Here is a 25,068-nt window from a genome sequence, read left to right as displayed (position 1 = left end):
AACTTGGTGAACGCGTCGATTTGAGTTGCGCTCAAGGAACTTTTGCTATTATGATGATATCATATTGATGGCATGAGAGGGTATGTCATGGCCGCTACGGCGCTGTCCCACACGCAAGAACGCAAAGCCAACACGTCTAACGGCGGTATGATGTTACTCGCCACGTTGATCGTTCTGGTCGCGCTGATCTGGATGACCATCGAGCTGATCCGCTACGAAGACGGCGTCACCTTGCTGGGCGTCGTCGTCCTGACGACGATCTTCCTGCTGCAAATCTGCGGCTTCTATACGCTCCAGCCCAACGAGGGCGCGGCGATCACCCTGTTCGGCAATTACAAGGGCACCGACCGCACGCCGGGCCTGCGCTGGATGCTGCCCTGGTACACGCGCAAGAAGATCAGCCTGCGCGTGCGCAACGTCACCGGCGAAAAGCTCAAGGTAAACGACAAGCGCGGCAACCCGATCGAGATCGCGGCTGTTGTCGTCTGGCGCGTCACCGATACGGCGCAGGCACTGTTCGACGTCGATGATTACCAGACCTTCGTCGATATCCAGATCGAGACAGCGGTGCGCGAGATCGCGTCGCATTTCTCGTACGATCACGCCGAACATGACGAGCCCACCCTGCGCGGCGACGCCGATCAGGTCTCGACGCTGCTGCGTGAGAAGCTGCAAGAACGCGTCGCCGTGGCCGGCGTCGTCATCGACGAAACCAAACTCAGCCACCTCGCCTACGCGCCGGAAATCGCTAGCGCCATGTTGCGGCGTCAGCAGGCCGAAGCCGTACTCGCGGCCCGCCGCTTCATCGTGCAAGGCGCGGTCGAAATGGTGCAGCACGCTTTGGAGCAATTGAGCGAACGCGACATCGTCCGACTCGACGACGAGCGCCGCGCAACCATGGTGTCGAACCTTCTGGTCGTGCTCTGCGGCGACCGCGATGCGCAGCCGGTAGTCAATGCCGGCTCGCTCTACCAATAATGAGCCGCGCCCAGACTCCTCCCCCGTTTTCTGCGGGGGAGCTGTCGGCGACGCCGGCTGAGGGGGCGGCCGCACTCTGTGCCTTGGCGACCTTTCCGCCTCCGCCTCGCGTCGCCCAGCCTTTCACCCGCACGAGGGGGAGGAGTTAGGAGCGTCGATGGCAAGCGAAAGAAAAGCCTTCGCCTTGCGGCTCGATCCCGCACTCCACGACGCTATCGCGCGCCTGGCCGGCGCCGAACTGCGCAGCGTTAACGCCGAAATCGAGTTTCTGCTGCGCGAAGCATTGCGCGCACGCGGCGTTAAACTGGAACTGAAATCACAATCCGAGGACGACGCGGGGTAATTGATGTCCAATTCAATGAAGTCGATCGTCTATTTCGCCATCGCCTACGCCATCACTTGGACGATTGTCATCGCCGCGTGGAGCGTGCGCGTGCACGAGCAAAGTCCGCAAGCCGCGGTGACGGTTCTCGGTGTCTCCATGGTCGGCCCAGCGATTGCGGCGCTCATTTGCGCGGCGCTGTTTGAGAAAGGCCATCGCGTCGACGCGCTAGGGCTACGCGGCCGGTGGAGTTGGTGGTGGCTGGGGGCGTGGCTGGCGCCCATCGCAATCGCGGCGGCGTCGGTTGCGTTCACGCTCATCCTGTCCGACCGCGACTATGTCGATATCGGCGCAGCTTCCGTCGCCGCCGCCGCGGCGCAGGGACAAGATATCTCTCAAGTCCCCGCGTTTCTCACCAGCACCGCCTTCATCGTCGGCGTATCAATTGTTGTCGGCGCGCTCGTCAATTGGCTCATCCTGACCTTCACCGAAGAACTCGGCTGGCGCGGCTATTTGCATCATCTGTGGCGCCCCGCTGGCTTCTGGCGCGCGTCGCTGGGGACCGGCGTCGTGTGGGGCCTTTGGCACGCACCGATGATCTATCTGCTCGGGCACAATTATCCGGACGACCGCGCATTGGGTGTCGGCCTATTTGTGATCTTCTGCATCCTGCTCTCGCCGCTCATGACCTTGATCCGTGACCGCACCAACTCGGTATGGGCCGCTGGCCTCTTCCACGGCACGTTCAACGCCGTCGGCGGCCTCACACTCGGCATGATCTCCAACCCGAGCTTCCCTTGGAGCGGCATTGTCGGCATCGGCGGCTTCATGGCCCTGGCGCTTGGACTCGCTGCGACAGCCTTGCTCGCGGGCAGGCCAGCCCTTGCCTCTCCGGCCAGCGGGGCTTAAGAGCGCGCGATCCCCTCCTGGATCGATTCTGACGCCGCAAAAGCGGGCGGAGACGCATGCCAAAACGTACCGACATCTCCTCGATCCTGATCATCGGCGCGGGGCCGATCATCATCGGCCAGGCCTGTGAGTTCGATTATTCCGGCGTGCAGGCGGTGAAGGTGCTCAAGGCCGAGGGCTATCGCGTCATCCTCGTCAATTCGAACCCGGCCACGATCATGACCGATCCGGGCTTGGCGCACGCCACCTACATCGAGCCGATCACGCCGGAGATGGTCGAAAAGATCATCGAGAAGGAAAAGCCGGACGCGATCCTGCCGACGATGGGCGGGCAAACCGCGCTCAATTGCGCGCTGACGCTGGAACGCACTGGCGTCTTGAAGAAGCACGGCGTCGAGATGATCGGCGCCAATGCCGACGTGATCGAAAAGGCCGAGCACCGCCAGAAATTCCGCGACGCGATGGACAAGATCGGGCTCGAAAGCCCCCGCTCGCGCCTGTGCAACACGATGGAAGAAGCGCTGACCGCGCTTGAGTACGTCCAGCTCCCCTCCATCATCCGCCCGTCGCTGACGCTCGGCGGCTTGGGCGGCGGCGTTGCTTACAATCTCGAGGAGTTCAAAGAGATCATTGAGCGCGGCCTCGCCGCGTCGCCGATCAGCGAAGTGCTCGTCGAAGAAAGCATCATCGGCTGGAAAGAATACGAGATGGAAGTCGTCCGCGACAAGGCGGACAATTGCATCATCGTCTGCTCGATCGAAAACATCGATCCGATGGGCGTACACACCGGCGATTCCATCACCGTGGCGCCGGCGCTGACGCTGACCGACCGCGAATACCAACGCATGCGCAACGCTTCGATCGCGGTGCTGCGCGAGATCGGCGTCGAAACCGGCGGCTCCAACGTCCAGTTCGCGGTGAACCCGCGCGACGGCCGCATGGTCGTCATCGAGATGAACCCGCGCGTGTCGCGCTCGTCCGCGCTCGCCTCAAAGGCAACGGGCTTCCCGATCGCCAAGGTCGCGGCCAAATGCGCCATTGGCTACACGCTCGACGAAATCGCCAACGACATCACCGGCGGCGCCATGCCTGCCTCGTTCGAACCGACAATCGATTACGTCGTCACCAAAATCCCGCGCTTCGCGTTCGAACGCTTCGCGGGCGCCGACACCACGCTGACAACGAGCATGAAGAGCGTCGGCGAAGCGATGGCTGTGGGCCGCACGTTCCAGGAGAGCTTGCAGAAGGCGCTGCGTTCGCTCGACACGGGCTTGGTGGGGCTCGACGAAATCCAAATCGAAGGCGCAAGCGACGAAGACAATGGCCGCGCCGCCGTGCGCGCCCGTCTCGTCACGCCGAAAGCCGATCGTCTGCTCGTCTGCGCCGAAGCGCTACGCCGCGGGCTTTCGGTTGAAGAAATTTGCGCCGCATCGCACTTTGATCCGTGGTTCGTGCGCCAGATCGCCGAAATCATCGCGAAAGAAGCGGAAATCCGCGCCAATGGCTTGCCGAAGGACGCGGTGAGTTTCCGCGCGCTCAAAGCACAAGGCTTCTCCGATGCGCGCCTCGCCAGGCTCACCGGCCAGCGCGAACGCGACGTGCGCGCCGCGCGCCGCAAGCTCGGCGTCCGTCCGCAATTCAAGCGCATCGACAGCTGCGCCGCCGAATTCCGCGCCACCACGCCTTACATGTATTCCACCTACGAGATTGGCGCGTTCAATCTCAAAGCCGAACAAGCCGCGCCGGATTGCGAAGCTGATCCAAGCGACCGCAAGAAGATCATCATTCTCGGCGGCGGTCCGAACCGCATCGGCCAAGGCATCGAGTTCGATTATTGCTGCTGCCACGCCGCGTTCGCGTGCGCCGAGATCGGCGTTGAGTCGATCATGGTCAATTGCAACCCAGAAACGGTGAGCACGGACTACGACACCTCCGATCGCCTCTATTTCGAACCGCTCACCACCGAAGACGTGCTCGAAATCGTCGAAACGGAAAAGGCGCGCGGCACGGTCGAAGGTTTGATCGTGCAATTTGGCGGACAGACGCCGCTGAAACTTGCACAACCGCTCGCCGACGAAGGCGCGCCGATCCTCGGCACCAGCGTCGACGCCATCGACCTCGCCGAGGACCGCGATCGCTTCCAAGCGCTGTTGCGGAAAATCGGCCTGAAGCAGCCAGAAAACACCATCGCCGGTTCGCTCGACGCCGCGCGCGCCGCCGCCAGCAAGATCGGCTACCCGGTCATGCTGCGCCCAAGCTACGTGCTCGGCGGTCTCGCCATGCGCATCGTGCACACGGAAGAGGAACTGACCGAATACGTCGCGCAGATCTCGCGCGCGCTCGGCGGCCCGAGCGAACTTGTTGTCAGCGAGAAGCGCCCGCTCTTGGTGGATCGCTATCTGCGCGACGCGATCGAAGTCGATGTCGACGCCATCTGTGACGGCGAAGAAGTGTTCGTCGCCGGCGTCATGGAGCACATCGAAGAAGCCGGCGTGCACTCGGGCGATAGCGCCTGCGCGCTGCCGCCCTATTCGCTCGACAAAAAGATCGTCGACCAGATCGAGGAAGAGACCAAGAAACTCGCCCTCGCGCTCGACGTGCGCGGCCTGATCAATATTCAGTTTGCGGTGAAGGACGGCGAGATCTTCATTCTCGAAGCCAACCCGCGCGCCTCGCGCACGGCGCCGTTCGTCGCCAAGGCGATCAACCGCCCGATCGCCGCCGCCGCCGCGAAGGTCATGGCCGGCGTGAAGCTCTCCGAACTCAATCTCGACCGCCCGTCCAAGGGCCACGTCGCGGTGAAGGAGGCCGTCTTTCCGTTTGCGCGCTTCCCGGGCGTCGATCCGGTGCTCGGCCCGGAAATGCGCTCGACCGGCGAAGTGATGGGGCTGGACGCCAATTTCGCCGCCGCCTTCGCCAAGAGCCAGATCGCTTCCGGCACGGTGCTGCCGACCGAAGGCGCGGTGTTCATCTCGGTGAAGGACAGCGACAAGCCCGCCATCGTGCCGGTCGCGCGCGACCTGATCGCGCTCGGCTTCCGCGTGCTCGCCACCGGCGGCACGGCAGATCGCTTGAAGGCGGAAGGGCTCGACATCGAACGCGTGAACAAGGTGGCCGAGGGCCGGCCGCACATCGTCGACGTCATGAAGAATGGCGGCGTCCAGCTTGTCTTCAACACAACCGAAGGCGCCCAATCCTACCGGGACAGCTATTCGATCCGTCGTACTGCGCTCACACAGAACATTCCCTATTATACGACCGTATCGGGCGCCCGCGCCTCCATTCAGGCCATCCGGCTGCTGAAGACGGGCGCACCCCTAGGCGTTCGGGCGCTCCAGGCCTATGCTTGACGTGGGGCTGGAGCGGATACAAATTTCCCTTTCCTAGACGGACTTTTACACGCACCCATGGAAAAAATTCCAATGACCGCCGAGGGTTATGCAGCCCTCGACGCAGAACTGAAGCGTCTCAAGACGGAAGAGCGCCCCTCCGTGATCCAGGCGATCGCGGAAGCGCGCGCGCACGGCGATCTCTCCGAGAACGCCGAATATCACGCCGCCAAGGAGCGCCAGGCGTTCATTGAGACGCGGGTGGCCGAAATTGAGGACAAGATCGCCCGTTCGCAGGTGATCGATGTCTCCAAACTGTCCGGAAAGCAGATCAAATTCGGCGCGACCGTGAATCTGATCGACGAAGATTCCGGTGAAAAATCAAAGTATAAGATCGTCGGCGAGGACGAATCCGACGTGAAGGCCGGCAAAATCTCCATCACCTCCCCGATCGCGCGCGCGCTGATCGGCAAGGAGGAAGGCGACGTCGTCGAGGTCATGGCTCCGGGCGGGGCCAAGTCGTACGAAATCGTCAAGGTGAAGTACCTCTGAGCCTGGATCGGGCGGAGCTGGACCGATGAGAAGCGTCGGCTTCCAGCCCGCCGAGCCCCTCAAGATTTGGGTGGTCAGCGACGGCCGCGCTGGGATTGAGAACCAGGCGCTCGGCCTTGGCGAAGCCATAGGCCGCCGCGCGCCGGTGCAACTCGTGACCAAGCGCGTTGGCCTGCGCACGCCCTGGTCCTGGTTCCCCGCCGGCTTCGTGCCAGCGCCGCGCCATGCGCTTTCAGTGGGCTCCGACCCTATTGATCCGCCGTGGCCGGACATCTTCATCGGCTGTGGGCGCGCCTCGATCCCGTTCGCGCTCGGCGTGAAGCAATGGTCGAACGGCAAGACCTTCGTTGTGCAGTTGCAAGACCCGCGCGTGAACCCGCGCGAATTCGACGTGGTCGCGCCGCCGATACACGATCAGCTCGAAGGGCCCAATGTGCTGTCGATCGTCGGCGCGTGTCATCGCGTGACGCCCGATCGGCTGGACCAAGCCGTGCTCGATTACCCGCAACCGCTGGACGAGCTCCCAGGCCCGCGTTTCGCGGTGCTGATCGGCGGCAAATCAAAACGCCAAGACATTTCCGCTAAGCGCGCGCGCGCGATCTCGGACGCGCTGGCGCAAGTGCAGCGCGACACCGGCGGGTCGCTGATGGTGACGTTGTCGCGCCGCACCGGCAAAGCCGCGCGCATGCAGTTTCGCACCTATCTCGCGCCGCACTGCGCCGTGTTTTACGAAACGGAGGGCGTAAACCCGTACTTCGCCATGCTTGGCGCGGCCGACCATATCTTCGTCACCGCCGACAGCGTGAATATGGCGACCGAAGCGGCCGCCACCGCCAAACCTATCCATGTGCTTGATGTCGATGGCGGCGGCGGCAAACTCGACGGCTTCCACCGCAGCCTCGCGCGCCGCGGCTGCGCACGCCGCTTCACCGGCGTGCTCGAAACCTGGTCCTATCCACCGCTCTTGGAAACCGACCGTGTCGCCGCCGCCGTGCTCACAGCCTGGGCCGCGCGTCAGGGCGCGGCACGCTAGGCATGCGTGCACGGCGTTCGTACCAGCCCTTACTGCTATTCACGAGATAGACCACCGACAGCATCACCGGCACCTCAACCAGTACGCCGACAACGGTCGCCAGCGCTGCGCCGGAGTTGAGGCCAAATAGGCTGATCGCGGTAGCAACCGCCAGCTCAAAGAAATTGCTCGCGCCAATCAGCGCCGATGGGCCCGCGACGCAATGCGCTTCGCCGCTCCACCGATTGAGTAGGTAAGCGAGACCGGAATTGAAATAGACTTGAATGAGGATCGGCACAGCCAGGAGCGCAATCACCAGGGGCTGCGCGATGATCTGTTCTCCCTGAAATCCAAACAACAGAACCAAGGTCGCAAGCAGCGCAATCAGCGATAGCGGCTGGAGTCCCGTCAATATGTGGGCCAAAGCCGCCTCGCCGCCGGATCGCAGCGCGAGGCGGCGTATCACCTGGCCGATGACCACCGGCGCAACGATATAAATCGCAACCGAGAGCGCCAATGTCTCCCAGGGAACCGTGATCGCCGACAGACCAAGCAGCAATGCGACAATGGGCGCGAACGCAACGATCATGATGGCATCGTTGAGCGCCACTTGGCTCAGCGTGAAATGTGGCTCGCCTTTGGTGAGGTTGGACCAGACAAACACCATCGCCGTACATGGCGCGGCCGCCAGGATGATTAGCCCAGCGATATAAGAATTGATCTGATCGCCAGGCAGATACGGGCGGAAGATGAAGCCAATGAACAACCAGCCCAACAGCGCCATCGAAAACGGCTTCACGGCCCAATTGACGAACAGCGTAACGCCGATGCCGCGCCAGTGTTTTCCAACTTCACGCAAGGCCGCGAAATCAATCTTCGCCAGCATCGGCACGATCATCAGCCAGACAAGACCGGCGACCGGTATGTTTACACGCGCAACCTCAAGCGCAGCCAATTGCGCGAAGGGCTGCGGAAAAAATTGGCCGATCGCAATGCCCGCCAACATGCAGCAGGCGACCCAGAGCGTGAGGTAACGCTCAAAAATCGACATGACTTCATGCACCCTTTGCGTTGTCGTTGGTTTGGCCGATCTCGATGAGACGCTTCTTAAGGGTCAAGCGATCCAGACTGCCGATCGGCAAATTCACGAACGACTCGATGCGATTAGCCAGTCTGCCGTAAGCATCGAGAAACGCTGCGGCGACTTCCGCGTCCGAACCCTCCACCGCCGGTGGATCAGGCACGCCCCAATGCGCGCTCACCGGTTGCCCAGGCCAAATCGGACACACCTCCCCCGCCGCGTTGTCACAGACAGTGAACACGAAGTCGAGCGGCGGCGCGCCAGGCTTTGCAAACTCGTCCCACGACTTCGAGCGGAAATGGTCGATGTTGTAGTTGAAGCGCTCCAGTAGATTCAGCGCGTGTGGGTTCACCGCGCCTTTTGGCTGCGAACCTGCAGAAAACGCGTTGAACTTGCCTGACCCCATGCGCTGCAAGATGGCTTCAGCCATGATCGAACGCGCCGAATTACCCGTGCAAAGGAAAAGCACATTGTAGGGCTGGCGCGCGGTCTCCGCGTTCATGCCGCGCTTTCCTGGCGTGGCGCGCAGCACGGAGCGGACGGCTTCGTCGCCGCATGCGATTCAGGGGCGGCGCTCTCGACTCCGCCGCCATAGGTCGTGGACTCGCCGGTCGTCAGAAATGTTTCCCAGGCGACGCCTTGCGGATCATTGATCCAGGTCTTTTCAGACTTGGCGTAGCAGCACGTGGTCGCGCCCTCTTCAAGCGTCGGTCCATCGGCTTGCTTTAGGCGCGCATAGACCTCCTGCAGCTCGTCAGCGTTCTCGACCTGAATGCCCAGATGGCGCACCCCGGCGCCCTCTTGGCGCGTGGAGATCGCGAAGTTCACGCGCGGATCGTCCAGCATCCATTTGGCGTAATCGGGCTTTGTCACTGTCGGTTCGGCGGCGAACAGATGCGAATAGAAGCGGATGGATTGATCGAGATCGTTCACCCCAACATGCACGTGCAGGCGTTTCATGACGCTTTCCTTTTCTTCTGCGCGGATTGTGTTGCGGGTGCGCATGAGGCGCCGCCGCAGCAATTCTCGGTGAGAAAGCCGACAAGGCCGTTCATCGCGACGAAGTCAGCCGAATAGATCAGCGAACGACTTTCGCGCCGCTGCACGATCAGCCCCGCGCGCGTGAGGTGCGCGAGGTGAAATGAGAGCGAGGACGCGGGCATGTCGAGCATCTCGGCAATCGCGCCAGCGGCCCTTCCCTCCGGCCCCGCCTGCACCAGCAAACGAAACACCACGAGACGATGCTCGTTGGCGAGCGCCGCGAGAGCGGAAATGGCGTCATCTGCTTTCATTTCGATATTTCCAGTATCATCGAAATATAGAGTGCGCAAGAGATTTTTGCTGAGGCGGGGCGGCTTGGACGGAAACGACTAGCCCAACAGCTGGCGCAGGCCGGCCTGCAATTCTGCGTCGCTGATTGGCTTGGTCAGCACCGGTGCATTGGCGAGAGCGGGCGGACTATTTTTGATCTCGTCGTAGCCGGTGCAAAACGCCACCGGCACGCCTAGTTCCGCCAGTTTCACCCCTAACGCCACACTGGATTGGCCGCCCACATTGGCGTCCAGCAGCGCACAATCGGGGCGCGCGCCGGCGAGCAACGCCTCGGCCTCAGCAATCGTATGGGCGGGTCCGAGCACGGCATGGCCGAGTTCGGCCAACCGCTCCTCTAATTCCATCGCTATGAGGCGGTCGTCCTCAACGACCAAAATCTTCCGCTGCACGCTTCCAGCCCGCCAAATTCGTTCGCGCGATCAAACATATACGGAACCTTTCCGGGCGCAATCGGAGCGCGCATCAGCACGACGCTGTGATCACGAGCCGCGCTTTTGCTTCGCGCGCAGCATCGCCATATTGGCCGGGCGCGAATCCCTGCAAGGCCCTGCCATGACCGAACCTGTCGCCCGCCACGCCCCGATCATCATTATTGGCTCCGGCCCTGCCGGCTATACGGCCGCCATCTACGCCGCGCGCGCCATGCGCAAACCGATGCTCATCGCCGGTCTGCAGCCGGGCGGCCAGCTCACCATCACGACGGACGTGGAGAATTACCCAGGCTTCGCCGACACGATCCAAGGCCCCTGGCTGATGGAGCAGATGAAGGCGCAAGCGCAACACGTCGGCACGGAATTCGTGGAAGACGTCATCGTCAAAGCCGAACTGAACGTCCGTCCGTTCCGCCTCACCGGCGACAGCGGCCAGATCTATCTGGCAGACTCGCTCGTCATCGCCACCGGCGCGCAAGCGAAATGGTTGGGCCTGCCGAGCGAGCAGAAATTCCAGGGCTTCGGCGTCTCCGCCTGCGCGACCTGCGACGGCTTCTTCTATCGCGGCAAGGAAGTCGCTGTGATCGGCGGCGGCAATAGCGCCGTCGAAGAAGCGCTCTACCTTTCGCACCTCGCCTCGAAGGTCACGCTCATTCACCGCCGCGATAGCCTGCGCGCCGAGAAGGTGCTGCAGGAGCGCCTGTTCAATCACCCGCGCATCGAGGTGATTTGGGACACCGAACTGGAAGACATCGTCGGCGAGCAGAACCCGCCCGGCGTGACCGGCATCGTCCTCAAGAATCTGAAGACTGGCGCACGCGAGGAACGGAAAGTGGACGGTGTGTTCGTCGCCATCGGCCACGCGCCGGCGACCGAGCTCTTCAAGGGCCAAGTCGAGATGAAGGACAGCGGCTACATCATCGTGAAGCCCGGCACGACGCAGACCTCGGTCCCCGGCGTATTCGCGGCCGGCGACGTCACTGACGACACCTATCGTCAAGCCGTTACCGCCGCCGGCATGGGCTGCATGGCCGCGCTTGAGGCCGAGAAATACCTCGCTGCGCTGGAACTGGACCACGGCAAACCGCGTATCGCCGCCAGCGCATAGCGTTTTCAAGGCGCAATTGGCGATACGCGAGTTGCGACGCCCCGCAATTGGCGCAGGAAGCCAGCGCCTTCACGTAGATCGAATGGGAAGCGGGCGGCGGCCCGGTCAGGGTCTGGTCAACGGCAATCACGCCGCACCGGAGACCAGACCATGCTTCGCAGCATCATCCTCGCCCTCGCCCTCGTCGGCGCCGCCCACGCCAATGCCCAAGCCGAAGACGCCGGCCAGCTGACCATCCAACTCCAGGGCCTCGCGCCGCAGGGCTCGGTCATGCTTCAGTTGTTCAACAGCGAGGCCGGCTATGATGGCGGCCAGGGGATCGGCGCGCGCCGGGTGGAGATCAGCGGACCAACCGCGGAGGTCAGTTTCGACAACCTCCCGCCCGGCCAATACGCCTTCCGCCTCTACCACGACGTCAATGGCGACGGTCGCATGAACACCAACCCGTTCGGCATGCCGACCGAACCCTTCGCCTTCTCGAACAACGCCCGCGGCCAGTTCGGCCCGGCTGGTTGGGATGCGGCCGCCTTCACGCTGAACGCCGGCGCCAATGTGCAGCAGATCCATGTTGGGGCGCGCTGAGCCATGAATGTCTCACGCCGCACTCTGCTCGCTTCGTTCGCCGCCGCCGGCGCAATGGCGGCAGCGCCCGCCGCCTTCGCCGCCGACACGCCCTGGAGCCTCGGCCTGGAGAACGCCCCAGCCGAAGGCTTCCCGGAAGCCGCCATGCGCCTCGTGCATGGCCGCGCCCCGGCGGGCCTGGAAGGCGCGCTCTATCGCAACGGCCCGGGCTGGTTTCGCTATGGCGCCTCCGCCACCGGCCATTGGTTCGATGGCGACGGCTTCATCCAGCGCTTCGCCATCGCCGACGGCCGCGCCCGCCACAGCGCCCGCTTCGCCGACACACCGAAGCGCCGCATCGAGCAGCAGCGCCAAGCCATCATCATGCCCGGCTTCGGCACGCGCGGCGCACCCGACGCACCGGCGGATTCCGCGGACGCTATGAACGCCGCCAACACTTCGGTGATGATGGCGGGCGACGAACTCTGGGCGCTTTGGGAAGGCGGTTCGCCGACGCGGCTCGATCCCAACACGCTGGAGACGCACGGCGTGCGTCCGTTCCGCGAAGACCTCGCCGGTATGCCCTTCCTGGCGCACCCGAAAGTCGAACCGAATGGCCGCATCTGGAATTTGGGCGTGAACGGATCGCGCGTGGTGATCTGGCGCTTATCCGCCAATGGCGTGTTGGAAGACGCACAGGTGATCGACACCGGCGCGCGCTCCTACATCCATGATTGGGCCGTGACCGAGCGCCACCTCATCATCCCGCTGCAGCCCTGGACGATCGATCGCTTCGTCGCGCCGATCGTCGACAGTTACACTTGGCGCGGCGATCAGCCGTTCCGCGTGCTGGTGCTCGACAAGAACGATTATTCCAGCCGCCGCATGTACGAATTGCCGGCCATGTTCTTCTTCCACACCGGCGACGCCTGGGAAGAGAATGATGGCACGATCCGGTTCGATCTCTGCGTTACGCCGGACGCGCATTTTGTCACCGAAGAAGCACGCAACATGATCAATCGCCATGTCGAGGATGGCGCCTCGGCGGAACTGGTCATGGCCGTGCTGCACGCGGACGGCCGCGCTGAGCTGCAGCGCACGAGGCGCCTCGGCGAATTCCCACAAACCGACCGCCGCCGCCAGGGCCTTGCCCGCGATCTCACCGCCATCGTCGACGATCGCGGCGACAACATCCTCGGCCTGATGAACTGGCGCACGGGCGCCTATGAAAGCTTCGCCTTCGGGCCGCACCAAATGGTGCAGGAGCATCTGTTCGCGGCAAAGCCCGGCCGCACTGGCGAGCGCGATGCATGGCTCATCGGCGTGACGCTCAATGCGCGCGCACGCGCCACCGAGCTGCATGTTTTCGATGTCGCGCGCGTCAGCGACGGACCGGTGGCGACGTGGCGTAGCCGCTACATGGCGCCGCTCGGCTTCCATGGAACCTGGGCTGGCGCTTAGTGGAGATGGCGGCGGTGTTGCTGCGAGCACCGCCGCTATTTTCACCAACGGCGCCGCTCGAGGCGGCGCCGCACCTCGGAAACAAGCGCGTTTCAGTCGGAACGTGATCGCCATAACGTTGCATTAACCTGCGCCCTCGCAGGTCGTGCCGAACAGGTTTGGCAGCAGGAGCTATGATGTCGGCCGCCATCGCACTTAAGCGCGAGGACGCTGAAAAGCGCGCCTCCAGCGCCGATCTGGCCGAGCAGACCGCGCAGCGCGTCACGCGCACGCTGCAAGACAAGATTGAACTCATCCAAGAAGTCACGCGTCGCACCAAGATTTTGGCCATTAACGCCTCGATTGAAAGCGCGCGCGCCGGCCAAGCCGGACGTAGCTTCGCCATCGTCGCCGAAGAAGTGCGGGCGATTTCGCACGAAATCGATGCGTTGGCGCAATCATTACGCAGCGAGCTGGTATCGCAAGTCGGCGACATGCGCACGCGCGCCCGGGAGATGGCTGAAAGCGCCGCGCACAAGCGCCTGATTGACCTCTCGCTCAACGCCGTCGAACTGATCGACCGCAACCTCTATGAGCGCTCCTGCGATGTGCGCTGGTGGGCGACAGACGCAGCCGTCGTCGCCGGCGCCGCAAGCGCCTCGGCGGACGATTGCGCCTTCGCCTCCGAACGCATGGGCGTCATTCTCAACGCCTACACCGTCTATCTCGACCTCTGGCTCTGCGATCGCGCCGGCAATGTCATCGCCAATGGCCGCCCCGATCGCTATCGCACCGCCGGCGCCAATGTCGCGCACGAACGCTGGTTCAAGCAAGCAATGCAAACATCGTCGGGCGACGATTACGTCTGCGCCGACATCGCGCAAAACAAGCATCTGAACGATGCCGCCGTCGCCACTTACGCTGCCGCCGTGCGCGAAAACGGCGATCCACGCGGCCGCGTGATAGGCGTGCTGGGCGTGCATTTCGATTGGACGCCACAAGCACAGACCATCGTCACCAGCTTGCGCCTCACGCCGGAAGAATGGGCGCACACGCGCGCGATGCTGCTCGATCATGACGGTCGCGTGATCGCCGCCTCCGACAATCACGGGCTGCTCACCGAGACATTCCCGCTCGAACACCAAGGCCGCACGCAAGGCGCTTATGTGACGCCGAACGGCGACACCATCGGCTTCGCGCTCACGCCGGGCTACGAAACCTACAGGGGCATGGGCTGGTACGGCTGCGTCGTCACGCGCGGTTAGGGCGCGCGTCTTCGCGCTCGATGTCCGGCTCAGGCTCTGGTTCGGGCCGCAGCGTATCCTGCACCGCATCGTTGACACTGGGCGTCGGCGTGATCGGCGCGGCGTGCGGCTTGGTTTGCAGATGGAGCGCTTCCAGCGCGTCCTCTCCCTCTTCGCCAAAGAACGTGCGCAGTCGGATATCGCGCTGCGGATAGGGAATTTCGATGCCCGCGCCGCGCAACGCATCATCGATCGCCCATGTATAGGCTGCGTTCATGGCTTTCGGCCGTTTGACCGCTTCCAGCGTCGGCCACACGATCAGCTCAAACTTCAGCGCGCTATCACCATAGCCGACGAGCCAGACTTGCGTACGGCGCTCGTCCGTATCCGGCAGTGTGAACGGCACGTCGCGCGCGGCCGCGATCACGCACTCGCGCACTTTCTCTTTGTCGGCCCCGATCGCGACTTGAAACGGCACATGGATGCGGCGCGTCTCGCCGCGCCGCGTCCAATTGATCATCGTGTTTTCGATCAGCTTGGAATTCGGGATCAGCAAATAGACGTTGTCGTTGTTGCGCACGCGCGTAGCGCGCGGGCCGATCTCTTGCACCACGCCGCGCGTGCCATCGTGCATCTCAACGTAGTCGCCAATCTGAATGGCGCGATCGAAGATCAGCGTAAGGCCAGATACGAATTCCTTGATGATGCCCTGCAGGCCCAGGCCGATGCCGACGCCCAGGCCGCCCGCGAACACCGCGACGGATGAGAGATCGATGCCAAGCGACGAGAGCCCCGCGACCAGGCCGAACACGACCAAGCCGTAGGTCAGCACCTTCTCGGTGATGTAGAGCGCCGCGGCCCCCTGCCCGAGCCGCTGGCGGCCGCGGATACGCTTGAGCGCCGTGCCGATGATCCAGGACGCCGCCATGAACAGCACGACCAGCATCAGCGCGCCGAACACGCCGCCCACGGTCACGACCGAGGAGCCGAGCCGGAACAATTGGATGTGGGAAATGTCCTGAAGCAGCATCCGGGAATCCTGGCGGGCGGGCCCTCTTCTATCGACCGCGCGGCTGAGCTATGCAATATTGCAGAGAACGAGGCCGCCAAACGGGCGCCCAGAGGCGGGGGAAATCGGCCTTGATGGATTGGGACAAGCTCAAAACCTTCCATTTCGCGGCGGAGACCGGCTCGCTGACAGCCGCGGCCGAGAAATTGGGGGTCAGCCAATCCTCGGTCAGCCGCCAGATCGCGGCCCTGGAAAGCGAAATGGGCGTCCCCCTGTTCCAGCGTCACGCCCGCGGACTTCTGCTCACTGGCCCCGGCATGGCGCTGCGCGAATTCACCCGCGAAATGGCGGGTGCGGCCGTCATCGCCGAAAGCACGCTGAAGGACGCGCGCGAGAAGGTCATTGGCGATCTGAAGATCACCGCGCCGGTGGCGTTCGGCTCGACCTGGCTTGCGCCGCGTCTTGTCCACTTCGCCGACAAATATCCTGAGACGCGCGTGCAATGTCTGCTCGACGACCGCGAGTTCGATTTGCTCAAACTCGAAGCGGAGTGCGCCATCCGTTTGTGGGCGGCGACGCACGCCGATCTCATTCAGCGCAAGTTGCTTGAGGTGCGCGTCAGCCTGTACGCCTCCGCCGATTACCTGAAGCGGCACGGCACGCCAAAGAATGTCGAGGATCTCGATAACCACCGCATCATCGCCTATCAGGCCAATATCCCAACGCCGATGCGCGAACTGGATTGGGCGCAACGCGCCGGCCGCGAAGACGCCAAGCCACGCCCGCCGCTCTTAGAGATCAATAACGTCTATGGCATGTTGCGCGCGGTCGAGAGCGGCTTCGGCATCGCCTCCGTGCCGGACTACATGGCGCGCGAAAATCCGAACCTCGTGAAAGTGCTGCCCAATCTGCCGGGCCCGAGTTTCGAAGTGTATTTCATCTATCCAAGCGACCTGAAGCGCTCCAAGCGCATCGCCGCCTTCCGCCAATTCCTAATCGATCAATCAGAAGACTGGGAACCGTAACAGGTGTCAGGCATCAGGCATCAGGTATCAGGTGTCGGGTATCAGGTGTCAGGGCGAGTTGAGTTTCGCGACGAGACCATTGAGCATTCTGGCAATCTCCGCAAATTGTCCGTGATACCGCTCGAATTGTTCATCGCTTAGATAACCCAGGTCTTTGGCGAATTTGCACCACAGCGCGGACTCGTCGGCGCTGCCGAGTGCAATCAGCACAAATCTCCGGAACTCGGCCGTCGAGCCTTGTTGGCGCGCTCGGCCCTCAGCAAGATTGGCGCAAATCGATTTGCTCGACCGACGCAACTGACTCGCCAGCTCGTATTGCTCATGCTTCGGGAAAGTCTGAGCTATGCGATGCACTTCAAGCGCGACGTCGTACGCCTTTCGAAACACCAACATATCCCAGACCGACGGCGCACCACTCCCTCGTCGCTCGCCCATCCGACACCTGACACCTGATACCTGACACCTTTTCAAAGCTGCCCGTAATTCGACACCGCGAACGTATCGCACTGGCGCGCGTCACCGCTGTCGAAGCCGCGGCGGAACCATCGCATACGCTGCGCTGACGAGCCGTGCGTGAATTGGCGCTCATCGGAATGGCCCAACGCATCGTCGCCAATCGCGTGCGCAGCGTTCAAAGCTTCGCGCAAATCGGCTTCATCGATCGCCAGATCAGCGCGCGCCGTATGGCCCCAAACACCGGCGAAGCAATCGGCCTGCAACTCGACGCGCACCGAGGTTTGGTTCTGGTTCTCGCCCGGCAGCTGACGCTGCGTGGCGCCGATCAAATTCTGCACGTGGTGGCCGACTTCGTGCGCGATCACATAGGCTTGCGCGAAATCGCCCGGCGCGCGCAGGCGATCCTGCATCACCTGATAGAAGCTCGGGTCGATGTAGAGATTGGTGTCCGCGGGGCAATAGAACGGGCCAACGTCAGAACTGGCGTTGCCGCAACCCGTCGCCACCGCGCCCGAGAATACGACCAGCGTCGGATCGCGATACGCGCCCGGGTTCACGCCGTAATTCGGCAAACGCCCTTGTTGGAATTGCGCGCGCCAAACGTCTTCGGTGGACCCCAGAATCGCGCGCGAGAAATCGCAAGCTTGCGCTTCAGTATCGCACACTGAGCCCTCACCGGTCGCGCTTTGCGTCTGCCCCGGCACGCCGCCGAGCAGCGCGCCGAAAATCATCTGTTTGATGCTAGGCGGCGCGAAGAAATACACGCCCGCGAGCACGACGCCGACGATCAGCACGCCGCGAATGCCGATGCGGCGCAGAATCGAGAACAACGCCGCCGCCGGCAAACCGCCGCCGCCACCGCCGCCTGAGCCCCGGCCACGATCCTCGAAATTGTCCGAACGGCGCTGATTGTCGGTGCGCATGGATTGTCGTCCTCCTGCCTCGCCCGCCCGTCTTAGAGCATCGGCTCCCGGCAGGGGAGGAAATTTACGACGCCGCGAAAAGGTCCCCCTGGTCGCCGTAATCGGGCGGCCTGCGGAACTGTGTGTGATCCAGCGCCAAGCGCGGCTTATCGAGCCCCAAGCGTCTGCACGCAGTTGCGAAACGGTCGGCGATCAGCTTCGCGTACGGCCCCTCGCCCTTCTGGCGTTTGCTCCATTCGGGATCGTAATCGCGCCCGCCGCGCATCTGGCGCACGATCGTCATCACCCGCGTTTGCCGATCCGGAAAATGCTGCGCCAGCCATTCGCGGAACAGATCCTTGATCTCCAACGGCAGCCGCAACACCACGTACCCCGCCGCACTCGCGCCCGCCTTCGCACATTCTTCGAGGATGGCTTCGATCTCGCGATCGTTGATCGCCGGCACCACAGGCGCGACCATCACCGTTGCCGGCACGCCCGCCTCTGTCAGCGCGCGGATCGCTTCGATGCGTCTGTGCGGTGCGGCCGCGCGCGGCTCCATCACGCGCGAAATGCGCCGATCCAAGCTCGTCACCGAGATCGCGGCTTTGGCCAAACCGCGCTCGGCCAAGCGCGCGAGAATGTCGATGTCGCGCATCACCAACTGCGATTTGGTGATCAGCGCCACTGGATGGCGCCAGCGCTCCATCACCTCCAACAGCGCGCGCGTCACGCCATAGCCGCGCTCGATCGGCTGATAAATGTCGGTGACGCCGCCCAGCATGATCGTGCGCGGGCGATAGCTCGGCTTGGCGAATTCGCGCTCCAGCAATTCCGCTGCGTTCGCTTTCACGAACAGCTTGGTCTCGAAATCAAGCCCCGGCGACAGGCCCACATAGGCGTGGTTCGGCCGCGCGTAGCAATAGATGCAGCCATGCTCGCAGCCGCGATACGGATTGATCGATTGGTCGAAGGAAATGTCGGGGCTTTGATTGGTGGAGATGATGGTCTTGGCCAGTTCCGGCGTGACGATCGTCTCCAGCTTTTCGACCGGCTCATTGGCCCAGCCGTCATCGAACTCTTCGCGAGCAAAGCGCTCGTATCGGCCGCTCGCATTCGTGCGCGCGCCGCGTCCATGCAATGGGTCGCGAGTCATGATCTAGGATTATAGTCACACAATAGAACATAACAAGAACATTTTACATGTTAGCGTTTAGTTTGGATCGCCTTTGACCGAGCGAGTGTGAGGCTTGGAACGGCGACGCTCTGCGACATTCAAAAGGGTCGCAACCAGTCCGGCCACGGCGGCGATAAGCGTGCAAGCTGCTGAAAATGCTTCGATCATTGGGTGCCTCTCCTTTGTTGAATAAAGAGAAGACCTCGTGCCGTGATTAAAGTGTTAACGACGATTAACCGCCTTACAAATGAAGAAGGGCGCCGGTTCGACCGACGCCCTTCAAATATCCAGCATTCTCATCATCTCGCCTTTGGATCTTGCGCCCTTCAGGGCCTGGGATTTTGGGGCGGAGGACTTACGCAACGATCTGCGAGGCTTGCCAAACGGTGGCGTAGGCGGCCGGCGCGAACACGGCGAGGGCGGCGACGAGGGCGTAAAACTTGGTCATTTGCTGAGCTCCAACTCTGTGCTTCGGAGCACCGCGCCCCGATGAGTTGAAGGTAGTAGAGCCTTAGCCATAACGATGTGACCACGGACACAGGGCGATCAGAAGTCGGATGCCGTTGCTTGATGCAATTCGCGACGCAACCCATGCTTGCACAAAGCATGGAGGCACCCATGACTACTCGTCATGATGTATCGGTGATCTGTGAATGCGGACACCAAGGCACTGTAGTGTGGCGCGAAAACGACGCGCCCTTCAGTACACAATACGAGGACTACTCGATCGACGGTTTCGAAGGAAAAGACTACTTCATCTACGGATTTACGACAGTCTCAGAGGCGCTGCAGCACATGCAGCCAAAGTGTCCAAGCTGCGGCCAAGTCGGAAAAGTAAAAACGCGCTCTTAATGCGCCGCCGTCTTCGAAAATAAATTCATCACCACGACGCCGGCGACGACCAGCGCCATGCCGATGATCGCGGCGTCGTCGAGCTTTTGGCCTTGCAGCAGCCACGCGGCGAGCGCGATCAGCACCACGCCCACGCCTGACCAAATCGCGTACGCCACGCCCGTCGGGATCGTCTTCAAAGTCAGCGACAGCAAATAGAACGCGATCCCGTAACCGATCACGACGATCACGGATGGCCAGAATTTCGTGAACCCGTCGGACGCCTTCAGCGCCGTCGTGCCAATCACTTCCGCGACGATCGCGCCGGCCAGATAGAGATACGCGTTCACATAAAGCCCATGTCGCGCTCATACGTGCGAAAGCGCCGGCCGCTATCGACGTAGATGGTCTGCCCCGTCACCGCGTCGTTCTCGATCAGGAAGCGCGCGGCGTGGGCGATGTTTTCCGGCGTAGGCCCGCTCTTCAGCGGCGTGTCGTCGTGCAAGCGCTGGTAATCGGCTTCCGCCTGCCCCGGCGCCGGCAACACATAGCCCGGCGCGATCGCATTCACGCGCACACGCGGCGCAAGCGCCCGCGCCAACAGCTCCGTCGCACCCGCGAGCGCGTATTTCGAGAGCGTGTAGGAGAAATGATCCGGGTACGGGCTCGCCAATTTGAAATCGAGGAAGTTCACGACCACGCCGCGCTGGCCGTCCGGCAGCGCCTCCGCGAATTCGCGCGCAAGCAGCGAAGGCGTGAACGTGTTGACCGCGATATGGCGCTGCAACAATTCCTCACTCAACGTGTCGATCGTGTCGTGCTCGAACATCGCCGCCGTGTTCACGAGCGCCGTCAACGCCCCGCCCGCCGCTTCCACCGCGCGCGACACCAGCGCATGGCGCTCCGCCGCGTCACCGAGATCAGCACCGAGGATCACCGCCGCGCCGCCGCTCTTGCGCGCCTCCGCCGCGACAGCTTCAGCCTCCTCCGCCGAATGGCGATAATGGATCACCACGCCCCAGCCATGCGCCGCCAGCTCCAGCGCCACCGCGCGGCCAAGCCGTTGCCCCGCGCCCGTCACGAGAGCCCAATTCATCGCTGCTCTCTCCTGATCGTCACCGACACCAGCCCGTCGCCCGACAGCACGGACGGCTTCTTCACCGTGACCTCAACCCAGCGGGCGCGCTCCGAGAGCGAAAGGCAATGCCCCGCGACGCGATCAGCCAAGGTCTCGATCAGATGCGCAGGCTCGCCCAGATCGTCGCGAATGAAAAAGATGATGCGGTCGTAGTCGACGGTCGCGCCGATGCGGTCGGCGTTGGGATAATCCGGCGGATCGGCCAAAGCCATGACGACGGAAATGCGCACCTCTTGCGGGGTTGCGCGCTCAGGGTCGGGGACGCCGACGCGAACCAGCGCCTTGGCGTCGTCGATACGGATGATGTGAAGGTCTGCCACGCGGGCAATCTAATCAGCCGAAGGCGATCAGGCCAGCGCCTGCGGCAACAACGATCGCGCCAATCCAGCGCCGCAAGCCCAGCCGCTCGCGCAGGATGAAAAACGCGATCAAGGCGCCAAACACGACCGACGTCTCACGCAGCGCCGTTACCTGCGCGATGGGCGCGAAGGTCTGCGCCCAGAGCACCAGGCCGTAGCCCAGAAACGAGATGATGCCGATGGCGATGCCGCGCCACGGCGCTACGGCCGCGTCGCGCAACATCTGCCGTACGCCCCGCTTCCAGAACGCGAACGCAATCATCGGCACGCCCATCACGCCGGACGTCCACGCCACATACACAAGCGCATCGCCGCCGACGCGCGCGCCGAGCGCATCCACCAGCGAATACGACGAAATGCAAAGTCCAATCAGCAACGCCCACAGCGTCGCCTTCAACGGCGCGTTCGGGCTCGCGCCCACAGCCAACACGCCGAGCGAAACCAGCACGATGCCGACCATTTTCAGCGGCGCCGGCACTTCGTGCGCCGTGATCGCCGCCCCCACCGCCACCAGCAAAGGCGCCGAGCCGCGCGACAGCGTGTAGATGTGGCTGAGATCGCCCATGTCGTAGCCGCGAAACAGCGCCACCCAATAGACGAGATGGATCAGCACCGAGGCGGCGAGGTACGGCCAGGCCTCCGCCTTCGGCGCGCCCCAGAAGAGCGCGACCACGCCCCACATCAAGATGCCGCCGATAGCGATCAAAAACGCGTCCGCGACGCGATCGCCGCGGCCGCCTTTGAGGGCGGCGTTCCAGCTTGCATGAATGAGGGCCGAGCAAAGCGCTGCGGCAATGGCGAGCGGCGGCATGTTGTACGCGCACTAGAGCACGCTTCACGGGGTCGTGCACGGACGTTTGCCGCATGCTAGTCATGCGCAAAAGGGAGGGCGTGCAATGAGCGCACAGGAATTCGACGTCGTCGTTTATGGCGCGACAGGCTTCACCGGCCGCTTGGTCGCCGAGCATCTGTTGAAGACTTACGGTGCGGAAGGCCAAGTGCGCTGGGCTATGGCCGGGCGCGATCTAGCGAAGCTCCGCGCCGTCGCCGCCGAGATCGGCGCGCCGGCCAGCGTGCCGCTGATCGAAGCCAATGCGCGCGATTCCGCGTCGCTCGAAGCGCTGGCCAAGCGCGCCCGCACCATCATCACCACGGTCGGCCCCTATCAGCTTTACGGCGAGCCGCTGCTCGCCGCCTGCGCCAAGGTCGGCACGGATTATGTCGATCTCTGCGGCGAGCCGAATTGGATGCAGGCGATGATCGCCAAATACGACGCAGCCGCCAAGCAAAGCGGCGCGCGCATCGTGTTCTCCTGCGGCTTCGACTCGATCCCGTTCGATTGCGGCGTCTGGTTCTTGCAACAACAAGCGCGCCAGCGTTTCGGCGCGCCAGCGCAGCGCGTGCGCGGTCGCGTGCGCAAGATGAAGGGCACCTTCTCCGGCGGCACGATGGCCTCGATGCTGGCCACGCTCGACGCCGCCAAGCGTGATCCGAGCATTGGCGCGGCCATGCTCGATCCCTTCGCGCTTTCGCCGGCGCGCGGCGCCGATCAGCCGAAGGGCGATTCCGTGATCGAGGACGCCGACATCGGCTCTTGGGCCGCGCCCTTCGTGATGGCGGCGATCAACACCAAGAACGTGCACCGCACCAACGCGCTCGCCGGTTATCCGTACGGCCGCGAGTTCACCTACGACGAAATGATGATGACGGGCGGCGGCGCCGCTGGCGAAAAGCGCGCACGCGGCATGCTCAGCCAATCGCGCACGCAAAACGCGCTGCTGAATTTCGCGCCCACGCGCGCGCTGTTGCGCCAATTCGCGCTGCCGAAGCCCGGCCAGGGCCCGAACAAAGAGCAACGCGAAACCGGCATGTTCGACGTGCTCTATGTCGGCAATCTCGCCGACGGCCGCGCGCTGCGCGTCGGCGTCAGCGGCGACAAGGATCCGGGCTACGGCTCCACCTCAAAGATGATCGCCGAAGCCGCGCTCTGCCTGAACGACACGCCGCGCGAAACCACGCCCGGCGGCATCTGGACGCCCGCCGCCGCCATGGGCGATGCGCTGATCGCGCGGCTGGAGCAGCGCGCCGGATTGAAATTCAAGCTGGAGAACTAAGAGCGCCCCTCCTCCCCGCACGCGGGGAGGATAGCGCTTAACTCAGGCTTGCGCAGAAGCGCTGAATGCGCGCGCACGATTCTTCCAGCTCGGCGTTCGACGTCGCGTAGGAGATGCGGAAGTTCGGCGCGAGGCCAAAGGCGCTGCCATGCACGACAGCGACACCTTCCGCTTCGAGCAATTCGAGCGCGAACGTCTCGTCGGTATCAATCACTTTGCCGGTTGGCGTCTTCTTACCGATCAAGCCGGCGCACGATGGATAGACGTAGAATGCGCCTTCCGGCGTCGGGCATTTCAAACCCTGCGCCTGGTTCAGCATCGAGACGACAATATCACGCCGCTCCTGGAAGATGAGCTTGTTCTTTGGAATGAAATCCTGCGTGCCGTTCAGGGCCTCGACCGCCGCCCATTGCGAAACCGAAGACGGGTTTGACGTCGTTTGGGTCATCACCGACGCCATACCCTTGATCAGCCATTCGGGACCGGCGGCGTACCCGATGCGCCAGCCCGTCATCGCGTACGCCTTCGAGACGCCGTTCATCGTCAGCGTGCGGTCGTAGAGACGCGGCTCGACTTGCGCGATCGTGGTGAATTCGAAATCGCCATAGACGAGGTGCTCGTACATGTCGTCCGTGAGGATGAGCACGTTCGGGAAATCGATCAGGACGGCTGCGATGGCCGCCAGCTCGGCGCGCGTGTAAGCCGCGCCCGAGGGATTCGACGGCGAATTGAGCAACACCCATTTCGTGTGCGGCGTCAGCGCCTTCGCCAAATCCTTCGGATCGAGCTTGAAGCCGTTCTCCATGCGGGTTTCGACGAACACCGGCGTGCCGCCGCACATCAGCGCCATGTCCGGATAGCTCACCCAATAGGGGGCCGGGATCACCACCTCGTCGCCAGGGTTAAGTGTGGCCAGGAAGGCGTTGAAAATAACCGGCTTGCCGCCCGGCGAGACGTTCACTTGGCTGCGCTTGTAGTCCAGGCCGTTCTCGCGCTTGAACTTGGCGCAGATCGCATCCTTCAGCTCAGGAATGCCGTCGACGTCGGTGTATTTGGTCTTGCCCTCGCGAATGGCGCGGATCGCCGCTTCCTTGATGTTTTCCGGGGTGTCGAAATCGGGCTCGCCCGCCGAAAGGGCGATCACGTCGCGCCCGGTCGCCTTCAGCGCCCGCGCCTTGGCGCTCATGCCGATGGTGGCGGACGGCTTTACGCGCTTCAGCGCATCGGAAACTGAATTGGTCATCACCCTGCCCGTTGGATTCGGCGTCGCACCCTAATGCAAACGCCCCTGCGGCGCAGCGCCCCTGGTCTATCCCTGGCCGCGCCGGATCGCCGCTCCTATATCGCGTTTCAGGTGAAAGGGAGAAAAGAATGCCGCTGTTGATGTGCCCGAACTGCAATGCCTCCATGACCGAGGTGAAGCGCGACGACGTGGCGTTCGACATGTGCCCGACCTGCCGGGGCGTATGGCTCGACCGGGGCGAACTTGAGAAGATCATCGCCGGCGCTCGCGAAGAGCGCACCGCGTTCGACCAGGACCGTCGTGAATTCTACCAGGACCCGGACGCCTACCGCCGTTCGCATCCTCAGCCTCCGCCGCAAGCCCAACAACAGGCCCCGCGCCAGCCTCAGGGCTATGGCTACGGCGAACGCGGTGAGTACGGTGAGCGCGGTGAATATGGCGAGCGCGGCGAGTACGGCCATGGCCGCCGCAAGCGCCGCGGCTTCGACCTGTTCGACATCTTCGACTGATCGTTC

At 63.2% G+C, this 25,068-nt stretch carries 28 protein-coding genes; 13 read left to right on the top strand and 15 right to left on the bottom strand.

Features of this window, described 5'->3' with window-relative positions; all coding sequences use genetic code 11:
• The first annotated feature begins 87 nt into the window (after positions 1 to 87).
• The 6 genes from VF769_RS04600 (at position 88) to VF769_RS04575 (ending at position 7,123) form a co-directional block, all read left to right on the top strand.
• Complete coding sequence (locus tag VF769_RS04600) at positions 88 to 978, top strand: SPFH domain-containing protein (RefSeq protein ID WP_331007194.1); 891 nt, start codon at positions 88 to 90, stop codon at positions 976 to 978.
• 157 nt (positions 979 to 1,135) lie between these two features.
• A complete protein-coding gene (locus VF769_RS04595) occupies positions 1,136 to 1,321 on the top strand; it encodes an Arc family DNA-binding protein (protein WP_331007193.1) in 186 nt (61 codons plus the stop codon).
• 3 nt (positions 1,322 to 1,324) lie between these two features.
• Positions 1,325 to 2,209 (top strand): CPBP family intramembrane glutamic endopeptidase, encoded by an 885-nt coding sequence (locus VF769_RS04590; protein ID WP_331007192.1) that lies wholly within the window; start codon positions 1,325 to 1,327, stop codon positions 2,207 to 2,209.
• A gap of 56 nt (positions 2,210 to 2,265) precedes the next feature.
• Positions 2,266 to 5,559 (top strand): carbamoyl-phosphate synthase large subunit, encoded by a 3,294-nt coding sequence (gene carB / locus VF769_RS04585; RefSeq protein WP_331007191.1) that lies wholly within the window; start codon positions 2,266 to 2,268, stop codon positions 5,557 to 5,559.
• A gap of 57 nt (positions 5,560 to 5,616) precedes the next feature.
• Positions 5,617 to 6,090, top strand: coding sequence for a transcription elongation factor GreA (greA, locus tag VF769_RS04580; protein WP_331007190.1), 474 nt, complete (start codon positions 5,617 to 5,619; stop codon positions 6,088 to 6,090).
• Positions 6,091 to 6,115: 25 nt separating this feature from the next.
• Positions 6,116 to 7,123: a mitochondrial fission ELM1 family protein gene (locus VF769_RS04575; protein ID WP_331007189.1), complete on the top strand. Its 1,008-nt coding sequence runs from the start codon at positions 6,116 to 6,118 to the stop codon at positions 7,121 to 7,123.
• On the opposite strand, the gene arsB is transcribed toward VF769_RS04575, so the two are convergent.
• The 5 genes from arsB to VF769_RS04550 all read right to left on the bottom strand — a co-directional run bounded on the left by arsB (position 7,086) and on the right by VF769_RS04550 (position 9,904).
• Positions 7,086 to 8,153, bottom strand: coding sequence for an ACR3 family arsenite efflux transporter (gene arsB, locus VF769_RS04570; protein ID WP_331007188.1), 1,068 nt, complete (start codon positions 8,151 to 8,153; stop codon positions 7,086 to 7,088). The genes VF769_RS04575 and arsB overlap by 38 nt on opposite strands.
• 4 nt (positions 8,154 to 8,157) lie before the next feature.
• The gene (locus VF769_RS04565; RefSeq protein WP_331007187.1) at positions 8,158 to 8,685 is read right to left on the bottom strand and encodes an arsenate reductase ArsC; all 528 of its coding nucleotides are present in this window, start codon (positions 8,683 to 8,685) and stop codon (positions 8,158 to 8,160) included.
• Complete coding sequence (locus VF769_RS04560; protein WP_331007186.1) at positions 8,682 to 9,143, bottom strand: ArsI/CadI family heavy metal resistance metalloenzyme; 462 nt, start codon at positions 9,141 to 9,143, stop codon at positions 8,682 to 8,684. The genes VF769_RS04565 and VF769_RS04560 overlap by 4 nt, the downstream gene beginning before the upstream one ends.
• A complete protein-coding gene (locus VF769_RS04555) occupies positions 9,140 to 9,475 on the bottom strand; it encodes a metalloregulator ArsR/SmtB family transcription factor (protein ID WP_331007185.1) in 336 nt (111 codons plus the stop codon). Before VF769_RS04555 ends, VF769_RS04560 begins: the two co-directional genes overlap by 4 nt.
• A 78-nt stretch (positions 9,476 to 9,553) precedes the next feature.
• A complete protein-coding gene (locus VF769_RS04550) occupies positions 9,554 to 9,904 on the bottom strand; it encodes a response regulator (RefSeq protein WP_331007184.1) in 351 nt (116 codons plus the stop codon).
• A 163-nt stretch (positions 9,905 to 10,067) separates the two neighbouring features.
• Between VF769_RS04550 and trxB the strand changes: the two genes are divergently transcribed.
• The 4 genes from trxB to VF769_RS04530 all read left to right on the top strand — a co-directional run bounded on the left by trxB (position 10,068) and on the right by VF769_RS04530 (position 14,320).
• Positions 10,068 to 11,054 (top strand): thioredoxin-disulfide reductase, encoded by a 987-nt coding sequence (gene trxB / locus VF769_RS04545; protein ID WP_331007183.1) that lies wholly within the window; start codon positions 10,068 to 10,070, stop codon positions 11,052 to 11,054.
• A 150-nt stretch (positions 11,055 to 11,204) separates the two neighbouring features.
• Positions 11,205 to 11,636, top strand: coding sequence for a DUF2141 domain-containing protein (locus VF769_RS04540; RefSeq protein ID WP_331007182.1), 432 nt, complete (start codon positions 11,205 to 11,207; stop codon positions 11,634 to 11,636).
• A gap of 3 nt (positions 11,637 to 11,639) precedes the next feature.
• Entirely contained in the window at positions 11,640 to 13,076 is a 1,437-nt protein-coding gene (locus VF769_RS04535; RefSeq protein WP_331007181.1) for a carotenoid oxygenase family protein, read from the top strand.
• 176 nt (positions 13,077 to 13,252) lie between these two features.
• The gene (locus VF769_RS04530) at positions 13,253 to 14,320 is read left to right on the top strand and encodes a methyl-accepting chemotaxis protein (protein ID WP_331007180.1); all 1,068 of its coding nucleotides are present in this window, start codon (positions 13,253 to 13,255) and stop codon (positions 14,318 to 14,320) included.
• Here VF769_RS04530 and VF769_RS04525 read toward each other — a convergent pair.
• On the bottom strand, positions 14,307 to 15,329 hold the full coding sequence (locus tag VF769_RS04525; RefSeq protein ID WP_331007179.1) for a mechanosensitive ion channel family protein: 1,023 nt from the start codon (positions 15,327 to 15,329) through the stop codon (positions 14,307 to 14,309). The two genes, VF769_RS04530 and VF769_RS04525, sit on opposite strands and share 14 nt — an antisense overlap.
• Before the next feature lie 113 nt (positions 15,330 to 15,442).
• Between VF769_RS04525 and VF769_RS04520 the strand changes: the two genes are divergently transcribed.
• Positions 15,443 to 16,333, top strand: coding sequence for a LysR family transcriptional regulator (locus VF769_RS04520; protein WP_331007178.1), 891 nt, complete (start codon positions 15,443 to 15,445; stop codon positions 16,331 to 16,333).
• Between the two features lie 48 nt (positions 16,334 to 16,381).
• On the opposite strand, the gene VF769_RS04515 is transcribed toward VF769_RS04520, so the two are convergent.
• From VF769_RS04515 to VF769_RS04480, 8 genes are all read right to left on the bottom strand, one after another.
• Positions 16,382 to 16,768, bottom strand: coding sequence for a four helix bundle protein (locus tag VF769_RS04515; RefSeq protein WP_331007177.1), 387 nt, complete (start codon positions 16,766 to 16,768; stop codon positions 16,382 to 16,384).
• 32 nt (positions 16,769 to 16,800) lie between these two features.
• Positions 16,801 to 17,712 carry a KPN_02809 family neutral zinc metallopeptidase gene (gene ypfJ, locus VF769_RS04510; protein ID WP_331007176.1) on the bottom strand — a complete coding sequence of 304 codons (912 nt, stop codon included), beginning with the start codon at positions 17,710 to 17,712 and terminating at the stop codon, positions 16,801 to 16,803.
• Between the two features lie 64 nt (positions 17,713 to 17,776).
• Positions 17,777 to 18,847, bottom strand: coding sequence for a PA0069 family radical SAM protein (locus tag VF769_RS04505; protein ID WP_331007175.1), 1,071 nt, complete (start codon positions 18,845 to 18,847; stop codon positions 17,777 to 17,779).
• A gap of 57 nt (positions 18,848 to 18,904) precedes the next feature.
• Entirely contained in the window at positions 18,905 to 19,036 is a 132-nt protein-coding gene (locus VF769_RS04500) for a hypothetical protein (RefSeq protein ID WP_331007174.1), read from the bottom strand.
• Positions 19,037 to 19,716: 680 nt separating this feature from the next.
• Positions 19,717 to 20,049, bottom strand: a complete 333-nt coding sequence (locus tag VF769_RS04495) for an SMR family transporter (protein WP_331007173.1) — start codon at positions 20,047 to 20,049, stop codon at positions 19,717 to 19,719.
• Positions 20,046 to 20,795, bottom strand: coding sequence for an SDR family oxidoreductase (locus tag VF769_RS04490; RefSeq protein ID WP_331007172.1), 750 nt, complete (start codon positions 20,793 to 20,795; stop codon positions 20,046 to 20,048). Before VF769_RS04490 ends, VF769_RS04495 begins: the two co-directional genes overlap by 4 nt.
• Positions 20,792 to 21,157 (bottom strand): dihydroneopterin aldolase, encoded by a 366-nt coding sequence (locus VF769_RS04485; protein ID WP_331007171.1) that lies wholly within the window; start codon positions 21,155 to 21,157, stop codon positions 20,792 to 20,794. Before VF769_RS04485 ends, VF769_RS04490 begins: the two co-directional genes overlap by 4 nt.
• A gap of 13 nt (positions 21,158 to 21,170) precedes the next feature.
• Complete coding sequence (locus VF769_RS04480; protein ID WP_331007170.1) at positions 21,171 to 22,007, bottom strand: DMT family transporter; 837 nt, start codon at positions 22,005 to 22,007, stop codon at positions 21,171 to 21,173.
• 85 nt (positions 22,008 to 22,092) lie between these two features.
• Between VF769_RS04480 and VF769_RS04475 the strand changes: the two genes are divergently transcribed.
• Complete coding sequence (locus VF769_RS04475) at positions 22,093 to 23,310, top strand: saccharopine dehydrogenase family protein (RefSeq protein ID WP_331007169.1); 1,218 nt, start codon at positions 22,093 to 22,095, stop codon at positions 23,308 to 23,310.
• 37 nt (positions 23,311 to 23,347) lie between these two features.
• Here VF769_RS04475 and VF769_RS04470 read toward each other — a convergent pair whose 3' ends face one another.
• A complete protein-coding gene (locus VF769_RS04470) occupies positions 23,348 to 24,553 on the bottom strand; it encodes a pyridoxal phosphate-dependent aminotransferase (protein ID WP_331007168.1) in 1,206 nt (401 codons plus the stop codon).
• 128 nt (positions 24,554 to 24,681) lie between these two features.
• On the opposite strand from VF769_RS04470, the gene VF769_RS04465 reads away from it, so the two are divergent.
• Complete coding sequence (locus tag VF769_RS04465) at positions 24,682 to 25,062, top strand: zf-TFIIB domain-containing protein (protein WP_331007167.1); 381 nt, start codon at positions 24,682 to 24,684, stop codon at positions 25,060 to 25,062.
• Positions 25,063 to 25,068: the final 6 nt, after the last annotated feature.

The organism is Vitreimonas sp. (genome assembly GCF_036392335.1).
Classification (GTDB): domain Bacteria; phylum Pseudomonadota; class Alphaproteobacteria; order Caulobacterales; family Aquidulcibacteraceae; genus Vitreimonas.
Note: the sequence above shows the minus strand (reverse complement) of the source record. Positions and strands in the feature narration are given on the sequence as shown.

Coding starts and splice junctions, on each gene's coding strand:
- VF769_RS04600 (WP_331007194.1), top strand. CDS start 88: ATGGCCGCTACGGCGCTGTCCCACACGCAAGAACGCAAAGCCAACACG.
- VF769_RS04595 (WP_331007193.1), top strand. CDS start 1,136: ATGGCAAGCGAAAGAAAAGCCTTCGCCTTGCGGCTCGATCCCGCACTC.
- VF769_RS04590 (WP_331007192.1), top strand. CDS start 1,325: ATGTCCAATTCAATGAAGTCGATCGTCTATTTCGCCATCGCCTACGCC.
- carB (WP_331007191.1), top strand. CDS start 2,266: ATGCCAAAACGTACCGACATCTCCTCGATCCTGATCATCGGCGCGGGG.
- greA (WP_331007190.1), top strand. CDS start 5,617: ATGGAAAAAATTCCAATGACCGCCGAGGGTTATGCAGCCCTCGACGCA.
- VF769_RS04575 (WP_331007189.1), top strand. CDS start 6,116: ATGAGAAGCGTCGGCTTCCAGCCCGCCGAGCCCCTCAAGATTTGGGTG.
- arsB (WP_331007188.1), bottom strand. CDS start 8,153: ATGTCGATTTTTGAGCGTTACCTCACGCTCTGGGTCGCCTGCTGCATG.
- VF769_RS04565 (WP_331007187.1), bottom strand. CDS start 8,685: ATGAACGCGGAGACCGCGCGCCAGCCCTACAATGTGCTTTTCCTTTGC.
- VF769_RS04560 (WP_331007186.1), bottom strand. CDS start 9,143: ATGAAACGCCTGCACGTGCATGTTGGGGTGAACGATCTCGATCAATCC.
- VF769_RS04555 (WP_331007185.1), bottom strand. CDS start 9,475: ATGAAAGCAGATGACGCCATTTCCGCTCTCGCGGCGCTCGCCAACGAG.
- trxB (WP_331007183.1), top strand. CDS start 10,068: ATGACCGAACCTGTCGCCCGCCACGCCCCGATCATCATTATTGGCTCC.
- VF769_RS04540 (WP_331007182.1), top strand. CDS start 11,205: ATGCTTCGCAGCATCATCCTCGCCCTCGCCCTCGTCGGCGCCGCCCAC.
- VF769_RS04535 (WP_331007181.1), top strand. CDS start 11,640: ATGAATGTCTCACGCCGCACTCTGCTCGCTTCGTTCGCCGCCGCCGGC.
- VF769_RS04530 (WP_331007180.1), top strand. CDS start 13,253: ATGTCGGCCGCCATCGCACTTAAGCGCGAGGACGCTGAAAAGCGCGCC.
- VF769_RS04525 (WP_331007179.1), bottom strand. CDS start 15,329: ATGCTGCTTCAGGACATTTCCCACATCCAATTGTTCCGGCTCGGCTCC.
- VF769_RS04520 (WP_331007178.1), top strand. CDS start 15,443: ATGGATTGGGACAAGCTCAAAACCTTCCATTTCGCGGCGGAGACCGGC.
- VF769_RS04515 (WP_331007177.1), bottom strand. CDS start 16,768: ATGGGCGAGCGACGAGGGAGTGGTGCGCCGTCGGTCTGGGATATGTTG.
- ypfJ (WP_331007176.1), bottom strand. CDS start 17,712: ATGCGCACCGACAATCAGCGCCGTTCGGACAATTTCGAGGATCGTGGC.
- VF769_RS04505 (WP_331007175.1), bottom strand. CDS start 18,847: ATGACTCGCGACCCATTGCATGGACGCGGCGCGCGCACGAATGCGAGC.
- VF769_RS04500 (WP_331007174.1), bottom strand. CDS start 19,036: ATGATCGAAGCATTTTCAGCAGCTTGCACGCTTATCGCCGCCGTGGCC.
- VF769_RS04490 (WP_331007172.1), bottom strand. CDS start 20,795: ATGAATTGGGCTCTCGTGACGGGCGCGGGGCAACGGCTTGGCCGCGCG.
- VF769_RS04480 (WP_331007170.1), bottom strand. CDS start 22,007: ATGCCGCCGCTCGCCATTGCCGCAGCGCTTTGCTCGGCCCTCATTCAT.
- VF769_RS04475 (WP_331007169.1), top strand. CDS start 22,093: ATGAGCGCACAGGAATTCGACGTCGTCGTTTATGGCGCGACAGGCTTC.
- VF769_RS04470 (WP_331007168.1), bottom strand. CDS start 24,553: ATGACCAATTCAGTTTCCGATGCGCTGAAGCGCGTAAAGCCGTCCGCC.
- VF769_RS04465 (WP_331007167.1), top strand. CDS start 24,682: ATGCCGCTGTTGATGTGCCCGAACTGCAATGCCTCCATGACCGAGGTG.